At 47.7% G+C, this 15,664-nt stretch carries 14 protein-coding genes and 3 pseudogenes; 16 read left to right on the top strand and 1 reads right to left on the bottom strand.

Annotation, left to right across the window (positions count from 1 at the left end; translation table 11 throughout):
• The first annotated feature begins 109 nt into the window (after positions 1-109).
• From CS022_RS11540 to secF, 6 genes and pseudogenes are all read left to right on the top strand, one after another.
• Entirely contained in the window at positions 110-1,186 is a 1,077-nt protein-coding gene (locus tag CS022_RS11540; RefSeq protein WP_129122428.1) for a serine protease, read from the top strand.
• Positions 1,187-1,267: 81 nt separating this feature from the next.
• Entirely contained in the window at positions 1,268-2,320 is a 1,053-nt protein-coding gene (gene queA / locus CS022_RS11535) for a tRNA preQ1(34) S-adenosylmethionine ribosyltransferase-isomerase QueA (RefSeq protein WP_129122401.1), read from the top strand.
• A 104-nt stretch (positions 2,321-2,424) separates the two neighbouring features.
• Positions 2,425-3,551: pseudogene (gene tgt / locus CS022_RS11530) on the top strand (tRNA guanosine(34) transglycosylase Tgt).
• A 36-nt stretch (positions 3,552-3,587) separates the two neighbouring features.
• Positions 3,588-3,917, top strand: coding sequence for a preprotein translocase subunit YajC (gene yajC, locus CS022_RS11525; RefSeq protein ID WP_129122400.1), 330 nt, complete (start codon positions 3,588-3,590; stop codon positions 3,915-3,917).
• Between the two features lie 26 nt (positions 3,918-3,943).
• Positions 3,944-5,793, top strand: a pseudogene (secD, locus tag CS022_RS11520) (protein translocase subunit SecD).
• 11 nt (positions 5,794-5,804) lie between these two features.
• Positions 5,805-6,752 carry a protein translocase subunit SecF gene (gene secF, locus CS022_RS11515; protein WP_129122399.1) on the top strand — a complete coding sequence of 316 codons (948 nt, stop codon included), beginning with the start codon at positions 5,805-5,807 and terminating at the stop codon, positions 6,750-6,752.
• Between the two features lie 85 nt (positions 6,753-6,837).
• On the opposite strand, the gene suhB is transcribed toward secF, so the two are convergent.
• Positions 6,838-7,641 carry an inositol-1-monophosphatase gene (gene suhB, locus CS022_RS11510; RefSeq protein WP_129122398.1) on the bottom strand — a complete coding sequence of 268 codons (804 nt, stop codon included), beginning with the start codon at positions 7,639-7,641 and terminating at the stop codon, positions 6,838-6,840.
• Between the two features lie 196 nt (positions 7,642-7,837).
• Here suhB and trmJ point away from each other — a divergent pair, with 196 nt between their 5' ends.
• From trmJ to pepB, 10 genes and pseudogenes are all read left to right on the top strand, one after another.
• Complete coding sequence (gene trmJ, locus CS022_RS11505) at positions 7,838-8,572, top strand: tRNA (cytosine(32)/uridine(32)-2'-O)-methyltransferase TrmJ (RefSeq protein ID WP_129122397.1); 735 nt, start codon at positions 7,838-7,840, stop codon at positions 8,570-8,572.
• A gap of 89 nt (positions 8,573-8,661) precedes the next feature.
• Positions 8,662-9,183, top strand: a complete 522-nt coding sequence (gene iscR, locus CS022_RS11500) for a Fe-S cluster assembly transcriptional regulator IscR (RefSeq protein WP_129122396.1) — start codon at positions 8,662-8,664, stop codon at positions 9,181-9,183.
• A gap of 33 nt (positions 9,184-9,216) precedes the next feature.
• Positions 9,217-10,431 carry an IscS subfamily cysteine desulfurase gene (locus CS022_RS11495; RefSeq protein ID WP_129122395.1) on the top strand — a complete coding sequence of 405 codons (1,215 nt, stop codon included), beginning with the start codon at positions 9,217-9,219 and terminating at the stop codon, positions 10,429-10,431.
• Positions 10,432-10,459: 28 nt separating this feature from the next.
• Positions 10,460-10,843: a Fe-S cluster assembly scaffold IscU gene (iscU, locus tag CS022_RS11490; protein WP_129122394.1), complete on the top strand. Its 384-nt coding sequence runs from the start codon at positions 10,460-10,462 to the stop codon at positions 10,841-10,843.
• A gap of 24 nt (positions 10,844-10,867) precedes the next feature.
• The gene (iscA, locus tag CS022_RS11485) at positions 10,868-11,191 is read left to right on the top strand and encodes an iron-sulfur cluster assembly protein IscA (protein WP_129122393.1); all 324 of its coding nucleotides are present in this window, start codon (positions 10,868-10,870) and stop codon (positions 11,189-11,191) included.
• A 13-nt stretch (positions 11,192-11,204) separates the two neighbouring features.
• Positions 11,205-11,720, top strand: coding sequence for a co-chaperone HscB (hscB, locus tag CS022_RS11480; protein ID WP_129122392.1), 516 nt, complete (start codon positions 11,205-11,207; stop codon positions 11,718-11,720).
• Between the two features lie 26 nt (positions 11,721-11,746).
• Positions 11,747-13,596, top strand: a pseudogene (gene hscA, locus CS022_RS11475) (Fe-S protein assembly chaperone HscA).
• A gap of 2 nt (positions 13,597-13,598) precedes the next feature.
• The gene (fdx, locus tag CS022_RS11470; RefSeq protein ID WP_129122391.1) at positions 13,599-13,937 is read left to right on the top strand and encodes an ISC system 2Fe-2S type ferredoxin; all 339 of its coding nucleotides are present in this window, start codon (positions 13,599-13,601) and stop codon (positions 13,935-13,937) included.
• A 15-nt stretch (positions 13,938-13,952) separates the two neighbouring features.
• Positions 13,953-14,153 (top strand): Fe-S cluster assembly protein IscX, encoded by a 201-nt coding sequence (gene iscX / locus CS022_RS11465; protein ID WP_129122390.1) that lies wholly within the window; start codon positions 13,953-13,955, stop codon positions 14,151-14,153.
• Positions 14,154-14,341: 188 nt separating this feature from the next.
• A complete protein-coding gene (gene pepB, locus CS022_RS11460) occupies positions 14,342-15,643 on the top strand; it encodes an aminopeptidase PepB (protein WP_129122389.1) in 1,302 nt (433 codons plus the stop codon).
• The last annotated feature ends 21 nt before the right edge of the window (positions 15,644-15,664 follow it).

Below are 15,664 nucleotides of genomic sequence, written 5' to 3'. Positions count from 1 at the left end.
AAAAACTGATTCAGTGATCATGTGTCACAAATGAACTTAAGTCCAACTAATAATACAGATGTTTTAATATTGTAACCACAAGCGTTATTTTGATTGTGTGGTACAAAGTATGAATGTCTTAAAGTTGTCTGGTTTTCTGGCTTTTCTTCCTGCTGTATTTGCTCATTTCGGTGCATCTGCTGAGTCGCTGAACAACAGTAAATATGAAGGTTTTTCTGCGGCTCCCCGCATTGTTGCGGGTCAAAAAGTAGAGATCAACGAAGCCCCTTGGCAGGCTTACGTCGTCGCGGGCAAGAGTTACTGTGGCGGTATTGTGATCGCACAAAATTACATTCTTACTGCCGCCCACTGTATCGATGCTGTTCACGGTGATGGTGATATCACTCGCCATGCAAACAGTAAAATTAAAGTCTTTGCTGGCTTTACCTATCGCGGCTCTGTCAATTTTAATGCTGAAGCCATGTTGGTAGAAGATGCGATTATCTATCCTCATTACAATGATAAAAATCTTCGTGGTGATTTAGCGCTCATTAAGTTGGCATCACCATTACCAGAGCGCGTTAAGCCGATTACGTTAATTCAACCTTCACAACAGGCTGATCTTGACAATGAGTTCTCTAGCGGCCGACAACTGAACCTCTATGTTTCGGGGTGGGGGCGAACAGGCACAAACTCACGTAACGATGGTCACCTATACAGCACACATTTAACGGGCATCGCTGATAGCCAGTGCCAATGGATGGGAGAAGGGTTTCCGGGGTATGCGCATATTTGTGCCAGTAATCCTTTTCGGGCTACGGGGACATGCAGTGGTGACTCCGGCGGTCCACTTGTCTGGCAAGATCCCAATCATGCAGGTGACAGTGATAAAGGTTACCGTGCCGTAGGCATCGTGAGTTTCGGTACCAGCGAAGGATGTGGTCTCACCTACCGTGAGGATGTGTTCACCCAAATCAGTACCTACTTTTCGTGGATTAATGACCAAATTGAAGGTGGCTATCAAGACCCGATGTCGACATTCGCTGTTGATATTTTTAATGTCGCGGAGAGAAATTACCCAGCAACACCTTTATCTGTTAAACCAGAGCAGGCTCAAGCGGCGGGCGGGAGTTTAAACTGGTTCAGCCTGTTTGCATTATTACTTTTTCTGCCTTGCCTTAAACGTCACCGTAAATTGACGTTCTAACACATCCCCCTCGGCCCCCTAAGCTTGATATTGTGGCGGTTACGCCTATACTGTCGAGCTGCTTTATAGGGGGCTTTTTTAATGCAAGTATCCGATTTTCATTTCGACCTTCCAGATGAACTTATCGCGCGATATCCGCAACCAGACCGAACGGCCAGTCGTTTGTTACAGCTTAACGGTAATGACGGCACACTGAACCACGGCCAGTTCACTGATATTCTTGAGCTAGTCCAACCGGGCGACCTGATGGTGTTTAACAACACCCGTGTTATTCCTGCCCGCGTGTTTGGCCGCAAAGCGTCAGGTGGTAAGCTGGAGGTGCTCGTTGAGCGGGTGCTGGATGAGCGAACAATTCTTGCTCATGTCAGGTCCTCTAAAGCCCCTAAGCCAGGAACAGAACTTTTCCTCGGCGAAAATGATGAGTTTGCTGCTGAAATGGTGGCGCGCCATGATGCCCTGTTCGAAATTCGCTTCAAAGGCGACATGGCGGTGTTAGAAATCCTCAACGAAGTTGGCCACATGCCGCTCCCGCCTTATATTGACCGTCCGGATGAAGACTCAGACAAAGAGCGCTACCAGACCGTATATAACGAAAAACCAGGTGCCGTAGCGGCACCAACGGCAGGGCTTCATTTTGATGACAGTATTCTCGCTGCCCTGAAAGAGAAAGGTATCGACACAGCGTTCGTCACCTTGCATGTTGGTGCAGGTACTTTCCAGCCTGTTCGTGTCGACAACATACTCGATCACGTTATGCATGCAGAATATGCAGAAGTCCCTCAAGATGTGGTTGATGCAATCACAGCGACCCGAGCCCGTGGTGGGCGTGTCATTGCTGTAGGTACAACGTCTGTTCGCTCACTAGAAAGTGCGGCGCAGAAAGCGAAAGAGCAAGGCACAGAGCTGCAACCCTTCTTCGACGACACCCAAATTTTCATCTACCCGGGTTATCAGTGGCAGCTGGTAGATTGTTTGGTAACAAACTTTCATTTGCCAGAATCAACCTTAATTATGCTGGTAAGCTCGTTCGCGGGTTATGACCATGTAATGAAAGCGTATAAAGAAGCGGTATCTGAGCAGTATCGTTTTTTCAGTTACGGTGATGCGATGTTCGTCACCCGCAAGGATGCGTAATTTCTGTCAGTTAACCCTTGCAGTGACAACTGCAACATAGTCAGGCAGCGGTATGCTGAGCCTGAACATTTGCCAGACTGTTTCTCTGGCGCTTTGGAGGCATTGTGAAATACGAGTTAATTAAAACAGACGGTCGCGCGCGTCGTGGTCGTTTAGAGTTTGAACGTGGAACCGTTGAAACCCCGGCGTTTATGCCAGTGGGTACCTACGGTACGGTGAAAGGAATGACACCGGAAGAAGTCAAAGAGACAGGTGCTCAGATCCTTTTGGGGAATACCTTCCACCTGTGGCTCCGTCCGGGCCAGGAAGTGATGAAGATGCATGGTGACCTGCATGATTTTATGAACTGGCAGGGACCTATACTGACCGATTCTGGCGGCTTTCAGGTGTTCAGCTGGGTGATATACGCAAAATCACCGAAGAGGGTGTGCATTTTCGTAACCCTGTGAACGGCGACAAGATTTTCATGGATGCCGAGAAATCGATGGAAATCCAGAAAGACCTGGGGTCAGACGTCGTGATGATATTCGACGAGTGCACGCCTTACCCGGCAACACATGAAGAAGCGCAAAAGTCGATGGAAATGAGTCTTCGCTGGGCAAAACGCAGCCGAGACCACCACGACAAGCTTGAAAACAAAAACGCGCTGTTTGGCATTGTGCAGGGTTCGGTGTATGAAGACCTGCGTGATGTCTCGGTTAAAGGTCTGACAGAGATCGGCTTTGACGGGTATGCTGTCGGTGGTCTTGCTGTCGGTGAACCGAAAGAAGATATGCACCGTGTTTTGGAGCATACCTGTCCACAACTGCCTGAAGATAAGCCAAGATACCTGATGGGTGTCGGTAAACCCGAGGATTTGGTTGAGGGTGTCCGTCGCGGTGTCGATATGTTCGATTGCGTGATGCCAACGCGTAATGCGCGTAACGGCCACTTATTCGTAAGCGATGGTGTGATCAAGATCCGTAATGCGAAGCACAAAAGTGATACAAGTCCACTGGATCCAGAGTGTGACTGTTACACTTGCCGAAACTACAGCAAGGCATACTTGCATCACCTTGATCGCTGTAATGAAATTCTCGGTGCCCGACTGAACACGATCCATAATCTACGACATTATCAGTTGTTGATGGAAGGTTTGCGTAAGGCCATTGACGAAGGTAAATTGGATGCCTTTGTAGAAGATTTCTATGCGCGCCGTGGTCGGGAAGTACCACCGCTTAAAGAAGATTAATTTTAATAACGTAAATACAAACGAGGACGTAAACGAATGTTTATCTCACCAGCTTACGCAGCAGGCGAAGCAGCTCCGCAGGGCGGCGGTCTCCAGCTTTTCATCATGTTAGGTCTGTTTGCTGTCATTTTCTATTTCATGATCTATCGCCCTCAGGCGAAGCGCGTGAAAGAGCATAAAGATCTGATGGCTTCTATGGGCAAAGGGGATGAAGTTCTTACTGGTGGTGGTCTGGTTGGTAAAATCACCAAAATTTCAGAAGACAACGACTTCATCGTGATCGCTCTTAACGATAACAATGAAGTGACTATCAAAAAGGATTTTGTGACAGCTGTACTGCCAAAAGGCACAATGAAGTCACTGTAATTTCGCAACCATAAAGGATCAAAGCTGTGCTGAACCGATATCCTTTGTGGAAGTACATCATGGTTGCGCTGGTCATTTTTGTCGGCGCACTTTATGCACTTCCCAATATATACGGCGAAGATCCAGCGGTGCAAATCTCCGGGGCACGTGGTGCCTCGGTAGATCTCTCAACTCTGGACTCTGTCACCGAAACCCTCGATAAGAGCGGCCTCACCTACAAATCTATCGCGCTTGAAAACAATACTGTTCTCGTTCGCTTCAAAGATACCGATACGCAAATCGAAGCCCGTGACGTACTCAACCGTCAGTTGGGGAAAGGCGCTATTGTTGCGTTAAACCTTGCAGCCTCTACACCAGAATGGCTAGAAGCTTTGGGCGGTAACCCGATGAAGCTTGGTCTTGACCTTCGTGGTGGTATTCATTTCTTGATGGAAGTGGATATGGATGCTGCGATGGAAAAGCTGCTGAGCCAACAGGAAGATGTCTTCCGTACTGAGCTTCGTGAAGCGAAAATTCGTTATCGCGGTATTCGCCTCACTAAAGATCAGACAATCGAAGTGGTGCTGCGTAAAGCTGAGGATGTTGCTAAGGCTGAGCAAGAGCTGGCGAAACTTTATCCAGATATGGTTTTCCGTGTTGATGAGGCAGCCAAGCAACTGACGGCAGTCTTCACTGAAGAGCGTGTTAAAGAGCTCCGTAATGATGCTGTAACGCAGAACATCACCATTCTCCGTAACCGTGTGAATGAGTTGGGTGTTGCCGAACCGCTGGTTCAACGTCAGGGCGCGACGCGAATCGTCGTTCAGCTTCCTGGTGTTCAGGACACGGCGCAGGCGAAAGAGATTCTTGGTGCGACTGCATCACTGGAATTCCGTGAAGTCGATTCGAATGCCGATCTGGCGGCCGCTGCGGCGGGTCGTATACCGCCGGGCAGTGAAGTGAAGTATACCCGTGATGGTCAGCCAGCTGTGCTGAAAAAACGCATCATTCTTGGTGGTACTCACATCACAGGTGCAACGTCTAGTCGTGATGAATACGGTCGACCACAAGTCAACATTGACCTTGATAGTGAAGGTGGCAGCAAGATGGGTGCCTTCAGTAAAAACAATGTTGGTAAGCTGATGGCGACACTGTTTATCGAATATAAAGATGCTGGTAAGCGCGATGCGAACGGCAAAGTGATTTTGACCAAGCATGAGGAAGTGATTAACCAAGCGACGATTCAGTCGGCGCTGGGGCGTTCATTCCGCATCACAGGTATTGATTCACAGGCCGAAGCGCACAATCTTGCGATCTTGCTGCGTGCAGGTGCATTGATTGCGCCTATCTCGATTGTCGAAGAGCGTACCATTGGTCCTTCAATGGGGCAGCAGAACATCGATATGGGTATCACAGCATGTATCTCGGGCCTTGTGGCAGTGATGCTGTTCACGCTTGTTTACTACCGTCGTTTTGGTATTTTCGCCAATCTGGCATTGATGGCGAACATCGTCCTTATCATCGGTATCATGTCGCTGATTCCGGGCGCAACCATGACGCTGCCGGGTATTGCGGGTATTGTTCTGACAGTGGGTATGGCTGTTGATGCTAACGTGCTTATCTTTGAGCGGATCCGTGAGGAACTCCGCGAAGGGCGTAACCCGCAACAAGCGATTGATCAGGCTATAGCAATGCATTCAGTACCATTGCCGATGCCAATATCACGACCTTGATCACTGCGATTATTCTGTTTGCAGTGGGTACGGGCGCGATTAAAGGCTTCGCGGTGACCCTGTCTATCGGTATTTTGACATCGATGTTCACAGCGATTGTGGGTACCCGCGCACTGGTTAATCTGGTGTATGGCGGCAAACGCATCAATAAGCTGTCGATTTAGGAGTAGATTGAATGTTTCAGTTATTAAAAGATGACATCTCAATCGGCTTCATGAGATGGTCAAAAGGTGCTTTCTTACTGTCGACAGTGCTGATTTTGGCATCAATTGCAATCGTCTCAACCAAGTCACTCAACTGGGGGCTCGACTTTACAGGCGGCACTCTGATTGAGGTTGGGTTCGAGCAGCCAGCAGATTTGCCACTGATTCGTGAGGCGCTGGAGGCAAAAGGTTTTGGTGATGCCGTTGCTCAAAACTTCGGTACCGCGACGGATGTGTCTGTTCGTCTTCGTCCACGTGATGATGTCAAAGGTGAAGAACTGGGCACCCAGATCATTGCGGCAATTAAAGAAGGCACAGGTCAGAATGTTGAAATGCGCCGGATTGAGTTTGTTGGACCGAATGTCGGTGATGAACTGGCCGAAGCGGGTGGATTGGCCATCCTGGTTTCGCTTATCTGTATCCTGTTGTACGTGTCTATTCGTTTTGAATGGCGTCTGGCAGCGGGTGCGGTATTGTCGTTGACTCACGATGTCATCATTACCATTGGTATCTTTTCGCTGTTTCAGATTGAGGTTGACCTGACGATCGTCGCTGCTTTGTTGACGGTAGTTGGTTACTCGTTGAATGATACCATCGTTGTATTTGACCGAATTCGTGAGAATTTCCGTAAGATGCGTAAAGGCACACCGTCGGAGATTATGGATGCATCCATCTCTCAGACGCTAAGCCGTACGTTAATCACCTCAGGGACAACATTGTTTGTTGTTATTGCACTGTTCACGCAGGGCGGCGCAATGATACATGGCTTTGCGGCAGCACTGCTTATAGGCATCACTGTCGGTACTTATTCATCTATTTATGTTGCTTCTGCACTGGCGCTCAAACTGGGTATTACCCGTGAGCACCTGCTGGTACCAGAGGTAACGAAAGAAGGTGAAGAGTTTGATGCAATGCCATAGAAGGTACTGTACAAGCATAAAAAAGCGGCCATTTGGCCGCTTTTTTGTTATCTACACTGCTGTAATTATAGCAGAACAGAAGGGATTATTTCATCATCGCTTCGTTGGCATTTTCACGAATCTTACCAAGAATGCCTTTGAGTACTTTCGGGCCAGCAGCAACAATATTACCGGATTGCATATAATCCGTTGCGCCAGAGAAATCAGTACAAAGTGCGCCGGCTTCACGGGCAATCAGTTCGCCTGCAGCCATATCCCAAGGTTTCAGACCAAGTTCGAAGAAGCCATCAACACGTCCTGCTGCCACGTAGCAAAGGTCCAGAGCTGCTGAGCCAGTGCGACGGAAGTCAGCACAGTCAACGAAAAGTGCGCTAACAATTTTCACATAGCTCTCTGAATGTTGTTTCGCTTTGAACGGGAAGCCAGTTGCCAGAATGGTACCACTGAGGTCTTTGTTCACGCTTACACGGATACGTCTGCTGTTCAGTTGCGCACCAGCGCCACGTTGAGCACTGAAAAGCTCGTTGCGGATTGGATCGTAAACACAAGCAATCTCTGTGCGGCCCTTGATACGAAGCGCAATAGAGACAGAAAAATGAGGGAGACCTTTTACAAAGTTAGTGGTGCCATCCAGTGGGTCGATGATCCATTGATAATCGGCATCTTTACCCTCAACAATACCTGTTTCTTCTGCGACGATATTGTGTTCTGGGTAAGATTTTTTGATCACGTCAATAATAATCTGTTCAGCGCCTTGATCGATGTTAGTAACAAAGTCGTTAGTCCCTTTCTGAGACGTTTCAACGTTATCAGTGTTTTCAACAGATTTTGCGATAAAGTCGCCTGCCTTTCGCGCAGCGCGAATGGCAATGTTTAGCATTGGATGCATACAAATTTCCCAACGGATGTTAAAGAACGAAAAGCGGGGTGAGTATAGGGAAACTAGACACAAAAGGGAAGCGATTATTTTTTGCTCAGTTGTTGGCCTGAGCGCGGTCAAAATCAGACAAAAGTTTCACCGTTATGATAACATTCTGCCGTTTTTAATCCTGCCTCGTTAACTGGCACACAACTCTGGTTTAGCAATGTTAGAAAATATCCGAATTGTTATGGTCGGAACCACGCATTCCGGCAATATCGGCTCCGCTGCCCGTGCGATGAAAGTCATGGGCCTTAAGAACATGGTTCTGGTCGCGCCTGAATGTAAAGTAGATGGTCAGGCAATAGCGTTAGCGGCTGGTGCAAGTGATATAGCTAACAATGCGCGCACTGTGGAAACACTTGAAGAGGCCGTATCGGACTGCGGTTTAGTGATTGGAACCAGCGCGAGAAGCCGGACGTTGGATTGGCCGATGCTAAACTCCCGAGAATGCGGAGAGAAAGCGGTCGCTGAAGCGGGTACACACCCTGTCGCCATTGTATTTGGCCGTGAAAGAACTGGTCTGACAAACGAAGAATTACAATGTTGCAATTATCATGTAGCTATTGAAGCCAACCCAGAATACAGTTCGCTAAATCTTGCTATGGCAGTTCAGTTATTAAGCTACGAAGTCCGCATGGCATGGTTAGACAGTCAAGCCTACAAAGGGGAAGTCAAAGAGCAGCCTTACCCGTTAGCTGAAGATCTAGAGCGCTTTTACAACCATCTTGATGACGTGTTAAATAAAACTGGCTTTATTAATAAGCAACATCCGGGCATGGTAATGGCAAAGCTTCGCAGACTATTTAATAGAGCTCGTCCTGAGAGTCAGGAACTGAATATTTTACGCGGTGTACTCTCTTCTGTTGATAAGCTTCTTAACGCGAAGAAACAAGATTAAAACTTGACTGTTTTAGTCAGGTAAATACTTGACCAAAAAAGTCGGGTATGTCAGACTTATTACATATTTATTCCTGCGGGTACTGTAATATGAGACTGACTTCGAAAGGCAGGTATGCCGTTACTGCGATGCTTGATGTTGCTTTGCATTCTGACCTCGGCCCGGTGCCGCTGGCAGATATCTCCGAGCGTCAGGGTATCTCCCTTTCTTATTTGGAGCAGTTGTTCTCGCGCCTTCGCAAAGCTGGATTAGTGTCCAGTGTTCGAGGTCCCGGAGGTGGTTACCGCCTAGGGCTTGAGGCAGATGAGATAGCAGTAGGCATGGTCATTGCTGCGGTTGATGAATCTGTTGATGCAACTAAGTGTCAAGGCAAATCTGATTGCCAAGGCGGCTCGCGCTGTCTGACACATACCTTATGGCGTGATTTGAGCGCAAGGATCAGCAGCTTTTTAAATGACATCACGCTCGGTGAGCTGATGAGAGATAATGAAGTCAAACAGGTCGCAGGACGCCAGGATATGTCACTGGAAAGCGCGTCTTCTGTTAGACATGGTTTTAGCTCCAACGGCAGCGAAGAAAACCAAATACTCGGTGTAGATTTTCGCTCCTGAATAAATGTCGTGACGGAGTCATTGGAGAAACAAATGAAATTGCCTATTTATTTAGATTATTCTGCAACCTGCCCAGTTGATAAGCGTGTGGCAGAGAAAATGCTTCAGTACATGACAATGGACGGATGCTTCGGTAACCCTGCGTCACGCTCACATCGCTTTGGCTGGCAAGCTGAAGAAGCGGTTGATACAGCGCGTGAACACATTGCTAATTACCTGAATGGTGACCCACGTGAAATCGTGTTCACTTCAGGTGCTACTGAGTCAAATAATTTGGCGATTAAAGGCGTGGCCAACTTTTACGGTAAAAAAGGCAAGCACATCATTACGTGCAAAACAGAACATAAAGCAGTTCTTGACCCTTGCCGTCAATTGGAGCGCGAAGGCTTCGAGGTAACTTACCTGGAGCCAGAAACAAACGGTATCATTGACATGAATAAACTGGCTGATGCAATTCGTGAAGACACGATACTTGTATCAGTAATGCATGTTAACAACGAAATCGGTGTGATTCAGGATATCGCTGCAATCGGTGAACTGTGCCGTGAGCGAAAAGTGATTTTCCATGTTGATGCTGCACAATCAGTTGGCAAGGTGCCACTGGACGTGAAAGAAATCAAAGTTGACCTCATTTCAATGAGCGCACACAAATTCTACGGCCCGAAAGGTATTGGCGCTTTGTATGTTCGCCGTAAACCGCGTATCCGTCTTGAAGCACAGATGCATGGTGGCGGTCATGAGCGTGGGATGCGTTCAGGCACATTGCCGACTCACCAAATCGTAGGCATGGGTGAGGCAATGCGTATCGCGAAAGAAGAGCTTGAAAAAGATCAGGCGCATTCATTGGCTCTACGTACTCGTTTTTACGAAGGTGTGAAAGATCTTGAAGCTGTATATGTCAATGGTGATCTGGAACAGCGCGTCGCAGGTAATCTGAATATCAGCTTTGCATTTGTTGAAGGCGAATCGCTGCTGATGGCATTAAAAGATCTTGCTGTGTCTTCTGGCTCGGCATGTACATCTGCTAGCCTTGAGCCATCATATGTACTACGTGCACTTGGTTTGGAAGATGAACTGGCGCACAGCTCTATTCGCTTCTCCTTTGGTCGCTTCACCACGGAAGAAGAAGTGGACTATGCCATCGAGCAAGTTCGCACTGCAGTTGTTAAGCTGCGTGACATGTCGCCACTTTGGGATATGTACAAAGAAGGTATTGATTTAAGTACTGTTGAGTGGGCACACCACTAATCAGTTGTAGGACTTCGAGGACAAGAGCATGGCTTACAGCAATAAAGTTATCGACCATTATGAGAATCCACGTAACGTTGGTGGATTTGACAAAAACGATCCTAACGTTGGTAGCGGCATGGTAGGTGCGCCAGCGTGTGGTGACGTGATGAAGCTACAAATCAAGGTGAATGAAGAAGGCATCATTGAAGATGCGAAGTTCAAAACTTATGGTTGTGGCTCTGCTATCGCGTCAAGCTCACTGGTTACTGAGTGGGTAAAAGGTAAATCAATCGATGAAGCAGCAGCAATCAAAAATGCTGAAATTGCTGAAGAACTTGAGTTACCACCTGTAAAGGTTCACTGCTCAATCCTGGCTGAAGATGCTATCAAAGCAGCAGTCAGTGATTACAAAAACAAGCACAAGGCATAAGAGCGTAAAGAGGTTGTTGTAACTATGGCCATTACTATGACAGACGCTGCTGCGTCTCGTGTTAAAGCATTTCTCGATAACCGAGGTAAAGGTATTGGGTTGCGTCTCGGAGTAAGAACGTCCGGCTGCTCTGGTATGGCTTACGTGCTCGAATTCGTTGATGATCTTCAACAAGGAGATGAGGTTTTCGAGCATGATGGCGTGAAAGTAATTATTGACCCAAAGAGCCTCGTTTACCTTGATGGCACTGAATTAGATTTTGCCAAAGAGGGACTTAACGAAGGCTTTAAATTCAACAACCCGAACGTATCCAGTGAGTGCGGTTGTGGCGAGAGCTTTAACGTCTAACTCGTGAGATGAAATGAATCATTTCGAACTATTCGGGCTACCATGTCAGTTTGAGCTGGATGGTAGCTCTCTTTCTTCGGACTTCCGCGAACTTCAGCGCAGGTTCCATCCTGATAGGTTTGTTACGGCCTCGGAGCAAGAGCGTTTGATGGCGGTGCAAAAAGCTGCTCAAATAAATGACGCTTATCATACCCTTAATGATCCAGTCCGTCGGGCTGAATACATCCTTTCTCTAAACGGTGTAGAGCTGAAAGACGAACAGCAGACAATGCAGGATCCTGCATTTTTGATGCAACAAATGGAGCTTCGCGAAGAGCTGGAAGATATTCCACATGCGTCAGATCCTGATTCAGAGTTGTTTGATTTCGACGCTAAGGTGTCTGAACTTCATCGTGACCTTCTGTCAGAGCTTTCAAACGTATTAGTTGAGCAAGACTGGCAGGTCGCCGCAAATGGCGTTCGCAAACTCAAGTTTGTGGTAAAACTTCAACAAGAGATTGAACGAATCGAAGACCAGCTGCTCGGATGAAGTAGCTGGGTAAAACAGGATTTATCATGGCACTGTTACAAATAGCAGAACCCGGTCAAAGCGCTGCGCCACATGAACATAAATTGCTGTCGGCATAGATCTGGGTACAACAAACACCTTAGTCGCTGCGGTGCAAAGTGGTACGGCACGTACATTGACCGACGAAAACGGCGCATCGTTGATCCCCTCGATTGTTCATTACGCAGAAGACGATGTGCTCGTTGGCGAGTCTGCTCGTGCTCATACCGAAACGGACAGTGCAAATACCATTATATCGGTAAAACGTATGATGGGGCGTTCACTGGAGGATGTTCAGGCGCGTTATAAAAACCTGCCTTACAACCTGTTAGCATCCGAAAATGGACTTCCGCTGATAGAGACAAAAGCAGGGGTGAAAAACCCAATTCAGGTTTCTGCAGATATCCTGAAAACCGTTAATCAAAGAGCTGTTTCCTCACTAGGCGGTGAGCTGGAAGGGGTAGTTATTACCGTCCCGGCTTATTTTGATGATGCTCAGCGCGCAGGCACAAAAGATGCAGCGAATCTGGCAGGTCTTAATGTGCTTAGACTGCTTAATGAGCCAACAGCAGCAGCCATTGCGTATGGTTTGGATTCAGGCCAGGAAGGTGTCATCGCGGTTTATGACCTAGGTGGCGGCACGTTTGATATTTCAATCTTGCAACTCAGTAAAGGTGTGTTTGAAGTATTGGCTACTGGTGGTGATTCTGCATTGGGTGGTGACGATTTCGACCATCTCGTTGCTGACTGGGTGATTGAGCAGGCTGGATTCAGTGAGCTAACCGGTGACCAGTACCGTCAGGTTCTTAATACTGCTTCAGCCGCAAAAGTATCACTGAGTGACTCAGATTCAACCGACATTGACGTACTTGGTTGGCAAGGCACTTTGAGTCGAGCTCAGTTTGAAGAGCTGATCGCTTCTCTTGTGAAGAAAACTCTACTCTCTTGCCGACGTGCGCTTAAAGACGCGTCAGTAACGACTGAACAGGTACTTGACGTTGTGATGGTCGGTGGATCCACACGCGTGCCTTTGGTTCGCGAAAAAGTGGGTGAATTCTTCGGTCGTACACCGCTTACTACGATTGATCCTGATAAAGTGGTTGCCATTGGTGCGGCAACGCAAGCTGATATTCTCGTGGGTAACAAACCGGGTAACGAAATGTTACTGCTGGATGTGATCCCGCTGTCTCTTGGTATTGAAACCATGGGTGGCATGGTGGAGAAAATCATTCCACGTAATACCACGATTCCCGTTGCTCGTGCTCAAGAGTTCACCACCTTCAAAGATGGCCAGACAGGCATGAAAGTGCATGTGGTGCAGGGTGAACGTGAGATGGTTGATGACTGTCGATCTCTTGCAAACTTTAGCCTGAAAGGTATTCCTCCGATGGTTGCTGGTGCCGCGCATATTCGTGTGACGTATCAGGTCGATGCTGATGGCTTACTGTCAGTAACAGCGATGGAAAAAAGCACTGAAGTTGCAGCATCTATTCAGGTTAAACCCTCATACGGTCTGAGTGATGATGAAGTTGCTGATATGATCAAGTCGTCTTTCACTCATGCAGAAGACGATAAAAATGCCCGCTACTTAGCGGAGCAGAGAGTGGAAGCTGACAGAGTTATTGAAGGGCTATTAGTCGCCCTGCAACAGGATGGTGATGATTTACTGTCTGAAGAAGAACAAAAAATACTGGTTGTATCGATTGAAGGCCTGATCGCGCTGAGAAACGGCGATGACGGTGCAGCTATTGAGCGTGGAATAAAAGAAACAGATAAAGCGAGCCAGGAATTCGCCGCACGCCGGATGGACAAGTCTATCCGTGAGGCACTGGCAGGCCATTCGATTGATGAGGTTTAATCATGCCAAAAATTATTGTATTGCCGCACCAGGATTTGTGCCCGGAAGGCGCTGTCCTCGAGGCTAAATCTGGTGATACTGTGCTGGATGTAGCACTGAAAAATGGTATCCATATTGAACATGCCTGTGAGAAATCGTGTGCGTGCACTACCTGTCATGTCATTGTACGTGAAGGGTTTGATTCGCTCGAAGAAAGCACTGAGCTGGAAGATGACATGCTGGATAAGGCATGGGGCCTTGAGCCTGAGTCTCGACTGGGCTGTCAGGCAGAAGTAACTGACGAAGATCTGGTGGTTGAAATTCCGCGTTATACGCTCAACCATGCATCTGAAAACCATTAACATCGGAGAATCACTATGAGCCTCACATGGACTGACTCACGTGACATTGCGATTGAACTTGTTGATAAGTTTCCTGACCTTGATCCGAAAACGGTAAGGTTCACCGATCTTCATCAGTGGGTCATGGAGCTCGAAGAGTTCTCAGACGACCCAAACCGCTCCAATGAAAAGATTCTGGAAGCGATTATTCTGTGCTGGATGGAAGAAATGGATTAACTCTCTGTTACAACGCTTGTTTTAGCGTTTATTTACAGGCAGAGTAATCAGCAATTACCGAAGCGGGCTATATGCCCGCTTTATTATACATATAGGATGATCGGTATCTCACGTTATTGAACTTGGTACTGTCGATCAATGGCTTGCCACAGTGTGAACCGAGTGGCGGGATATAAAAGGAGTTCTTCATGACCGAAAAGATGTCTGTCTCACTGTCAACTGAACCAGCAGCTGCCCACTGGGGCGCAAATGCGATTCTGTCTTTTTCTGGTAAAGGTGCCACGATTCATGTTGATGAAAGCAATGCACTGAATATTATTCAACAGGCAGCGAGAAAGCTTGATAGCCAGGGAATTAAACATGTTGCCCTCAGCGGAAAAAGCTGGGATCTGGAATCTGCATGGAGTTTTTATCAGGGATATCGCAACACCAAAGGTGGTGTAACGGTTGAGCAACCAAAGCTGAAAGTGGCAGATACGAAAGAGCTCGAAGATCGTATCCGCACCATCGACTGGGTGCGCGACATTATTAACGAAACAGCGGAAGAAGTGGGGCCGCAGCAACTGGCTTCTCGCGCTGCAGAATTTGTGAAATCATTGGCAGCCCAGCCTGAGAAGGTTACCTATAAGATCGTCAGTGGTAACGACTTGTTAGAGCAAGGTTGGAACGGTGTTCACGCTGTAGGCCGAGGTTCATCTCGCAAGCCAGCCATGCTTCAGCTCGACTACAACCCGACTGGCGATAGTGATGCCCCTGTTTTTGCCTGTATTGTGGGTAAAGGCATTACGTTTGATTCCGGTGGCTACAGCATCAAGCCGTCAAACTTTATGGACTCGATGAAAGCGGACATGGGTGGCGCTGCAATGGCAGCAGGTAGTCTAGGCCTGGCAATTTGTCGCGGATTGAACAAGCGGGTTAAACTCATCCTATGCTGTGCAGAAAACATGATCTCAAGCAACGCCTACAAACTCGGCGATGTGATCACCTACAAGAACGGCAAGACAGTTGAAGTGCTTAACTCTGACGCAGAAGGGCGCCTTGTACTTGCTGATGGCCTGCTTTACGCCAGCGAGCAAAAACCAGAACTTATCATCGACTGTGCCACGCTGACGGGGGCATCTAAGATGGCTCTGGGTAACGATTACCATGCCCTGTTTAGTTTCGATAATGCACTTTCGCAGCGTCTCCTTACCTCTGCAGATAAAGAAAATGAGCTATTCTGGCAACTCCCACTGGCTGATTTTCACCGTAAAATGTTGCCTTCGAATTTTGCGGACATGGCGAATGTTTCTGGCGGTCAATATATGCCAGGTGCAAGCACGGCGGCTGCATTTCTTTCCTATTTTGTTGAAGGTTACGAAAAAGGCTGGATGCACTTTGACTGTTCAGGTACCTACCGCAAGGCCGGAAACGACAAATGGTCAGTTGGCGCAACAGGAATGGGCGTAAAAACATTGGCGCGTCTGTTGGTTGACGAATCATCACGTTAAGTCAATTCTTAACTCAGTTAA

Source organism: Veronia nyctiphanis, from assembly GCF_004116385.1.
GTDB classification, from domain to species: Bacteria; Pseudomonadota; Gammaproteobacteria; order Enterobacterales; family Vibrionaceae; genus Veronia; species Veronia nyctiphanis.
Note: the sequence above shows the minus strand (reverse complement) of the source record. Positions and strands in the feature narration are given on the sequence as shown.

Coding starts and splice junctions, on each gene's coding strand:
- CS022_RS11540 (WP_129122428.1), top strand. CDS start 110: ATGAATGTCTTAAAGTTGTCTGGTTTTCTGGCTTTTCTTCCTGCTGTA.
- queA (WP_129122401.1), top strand. CDS start 1,268: ATGCAAGTATCCGATTTTCATTTCGACCTTCCAGATGAACTTATCGCG.
- yajC (WP_129122400.1), top strand. CDS start 3,588: ATGTTTATCTCACCAGCTTACGCAGCAGGCGAAGCAGCTCCGCAGGGC.
- secF (WP_129122399.1), top strand. CDS start 5,805: ATGTTTCAGTTATTAAAAGATGACATCTCAATCGGCTTCATGAGATGG.
- suhB (WP_129122398.1), bottom strand. CDS start 7,641: ATGCATCCAATGCTAAACATTGCCATTCGCGCTGCGCGAAAGGCAGGC.
- trmJ (WP_129122397.1), top strand. CDS start 7,838: ATGTTAGAAAATATCCGAATTGTTATGGTCGGAACCACGCATTCCGGC.
- iscR (WP_129122396.1), top strand. CDS start 8,662: ATGAGACTGACTTCGAAAGGCAGGTATGCCGTTACTGCGATGCTTGAT.
- CS022_RS11495 (WP_129122395.1), top strand. CDS start 9,217: ATGAAATTGCCTATTTATTTAGATTATTCTGCAACCTGCCCAGTTGAT.
- iscU (WP_129122394.1), top strand. CDS start 10,460: ATGGCTTACAGCAATAAAGTTATCGACCATTATGAGAATCCACGTAAC.
- iscA (WP_129122393.1), top strand. CDS start 10,868: ATGGCCATTACTATGACAGACGCTGCTGCGTCTCGTGTTAAAGCATTT.
- hscB (WP_129122392.1), top strand. CDS start 11,205: ATGAATCATTTCGAACTATTCGGGCTACCATGTCAGTTTGAGCTGGAT.
- fdx (WP_129122391.1), top strand. CDS start 13,599: ATGCCAAAAATTATTGTATTGCCGCACCAGGATTTGTGCCCGGAAGGC.
- iscX (WP_129122390.1), top strand. CDS start 13,953: ATGAGCCTCACATGGACTGACTCACGTGACATTGCGATTGAACTTGTT.
- pepB (WP_129122389.1), top strand. CDS start 14,342: ATGACCGAAAAGATGTCTGTCTCACTGTCAACTGAACCAGCAGCTGCC.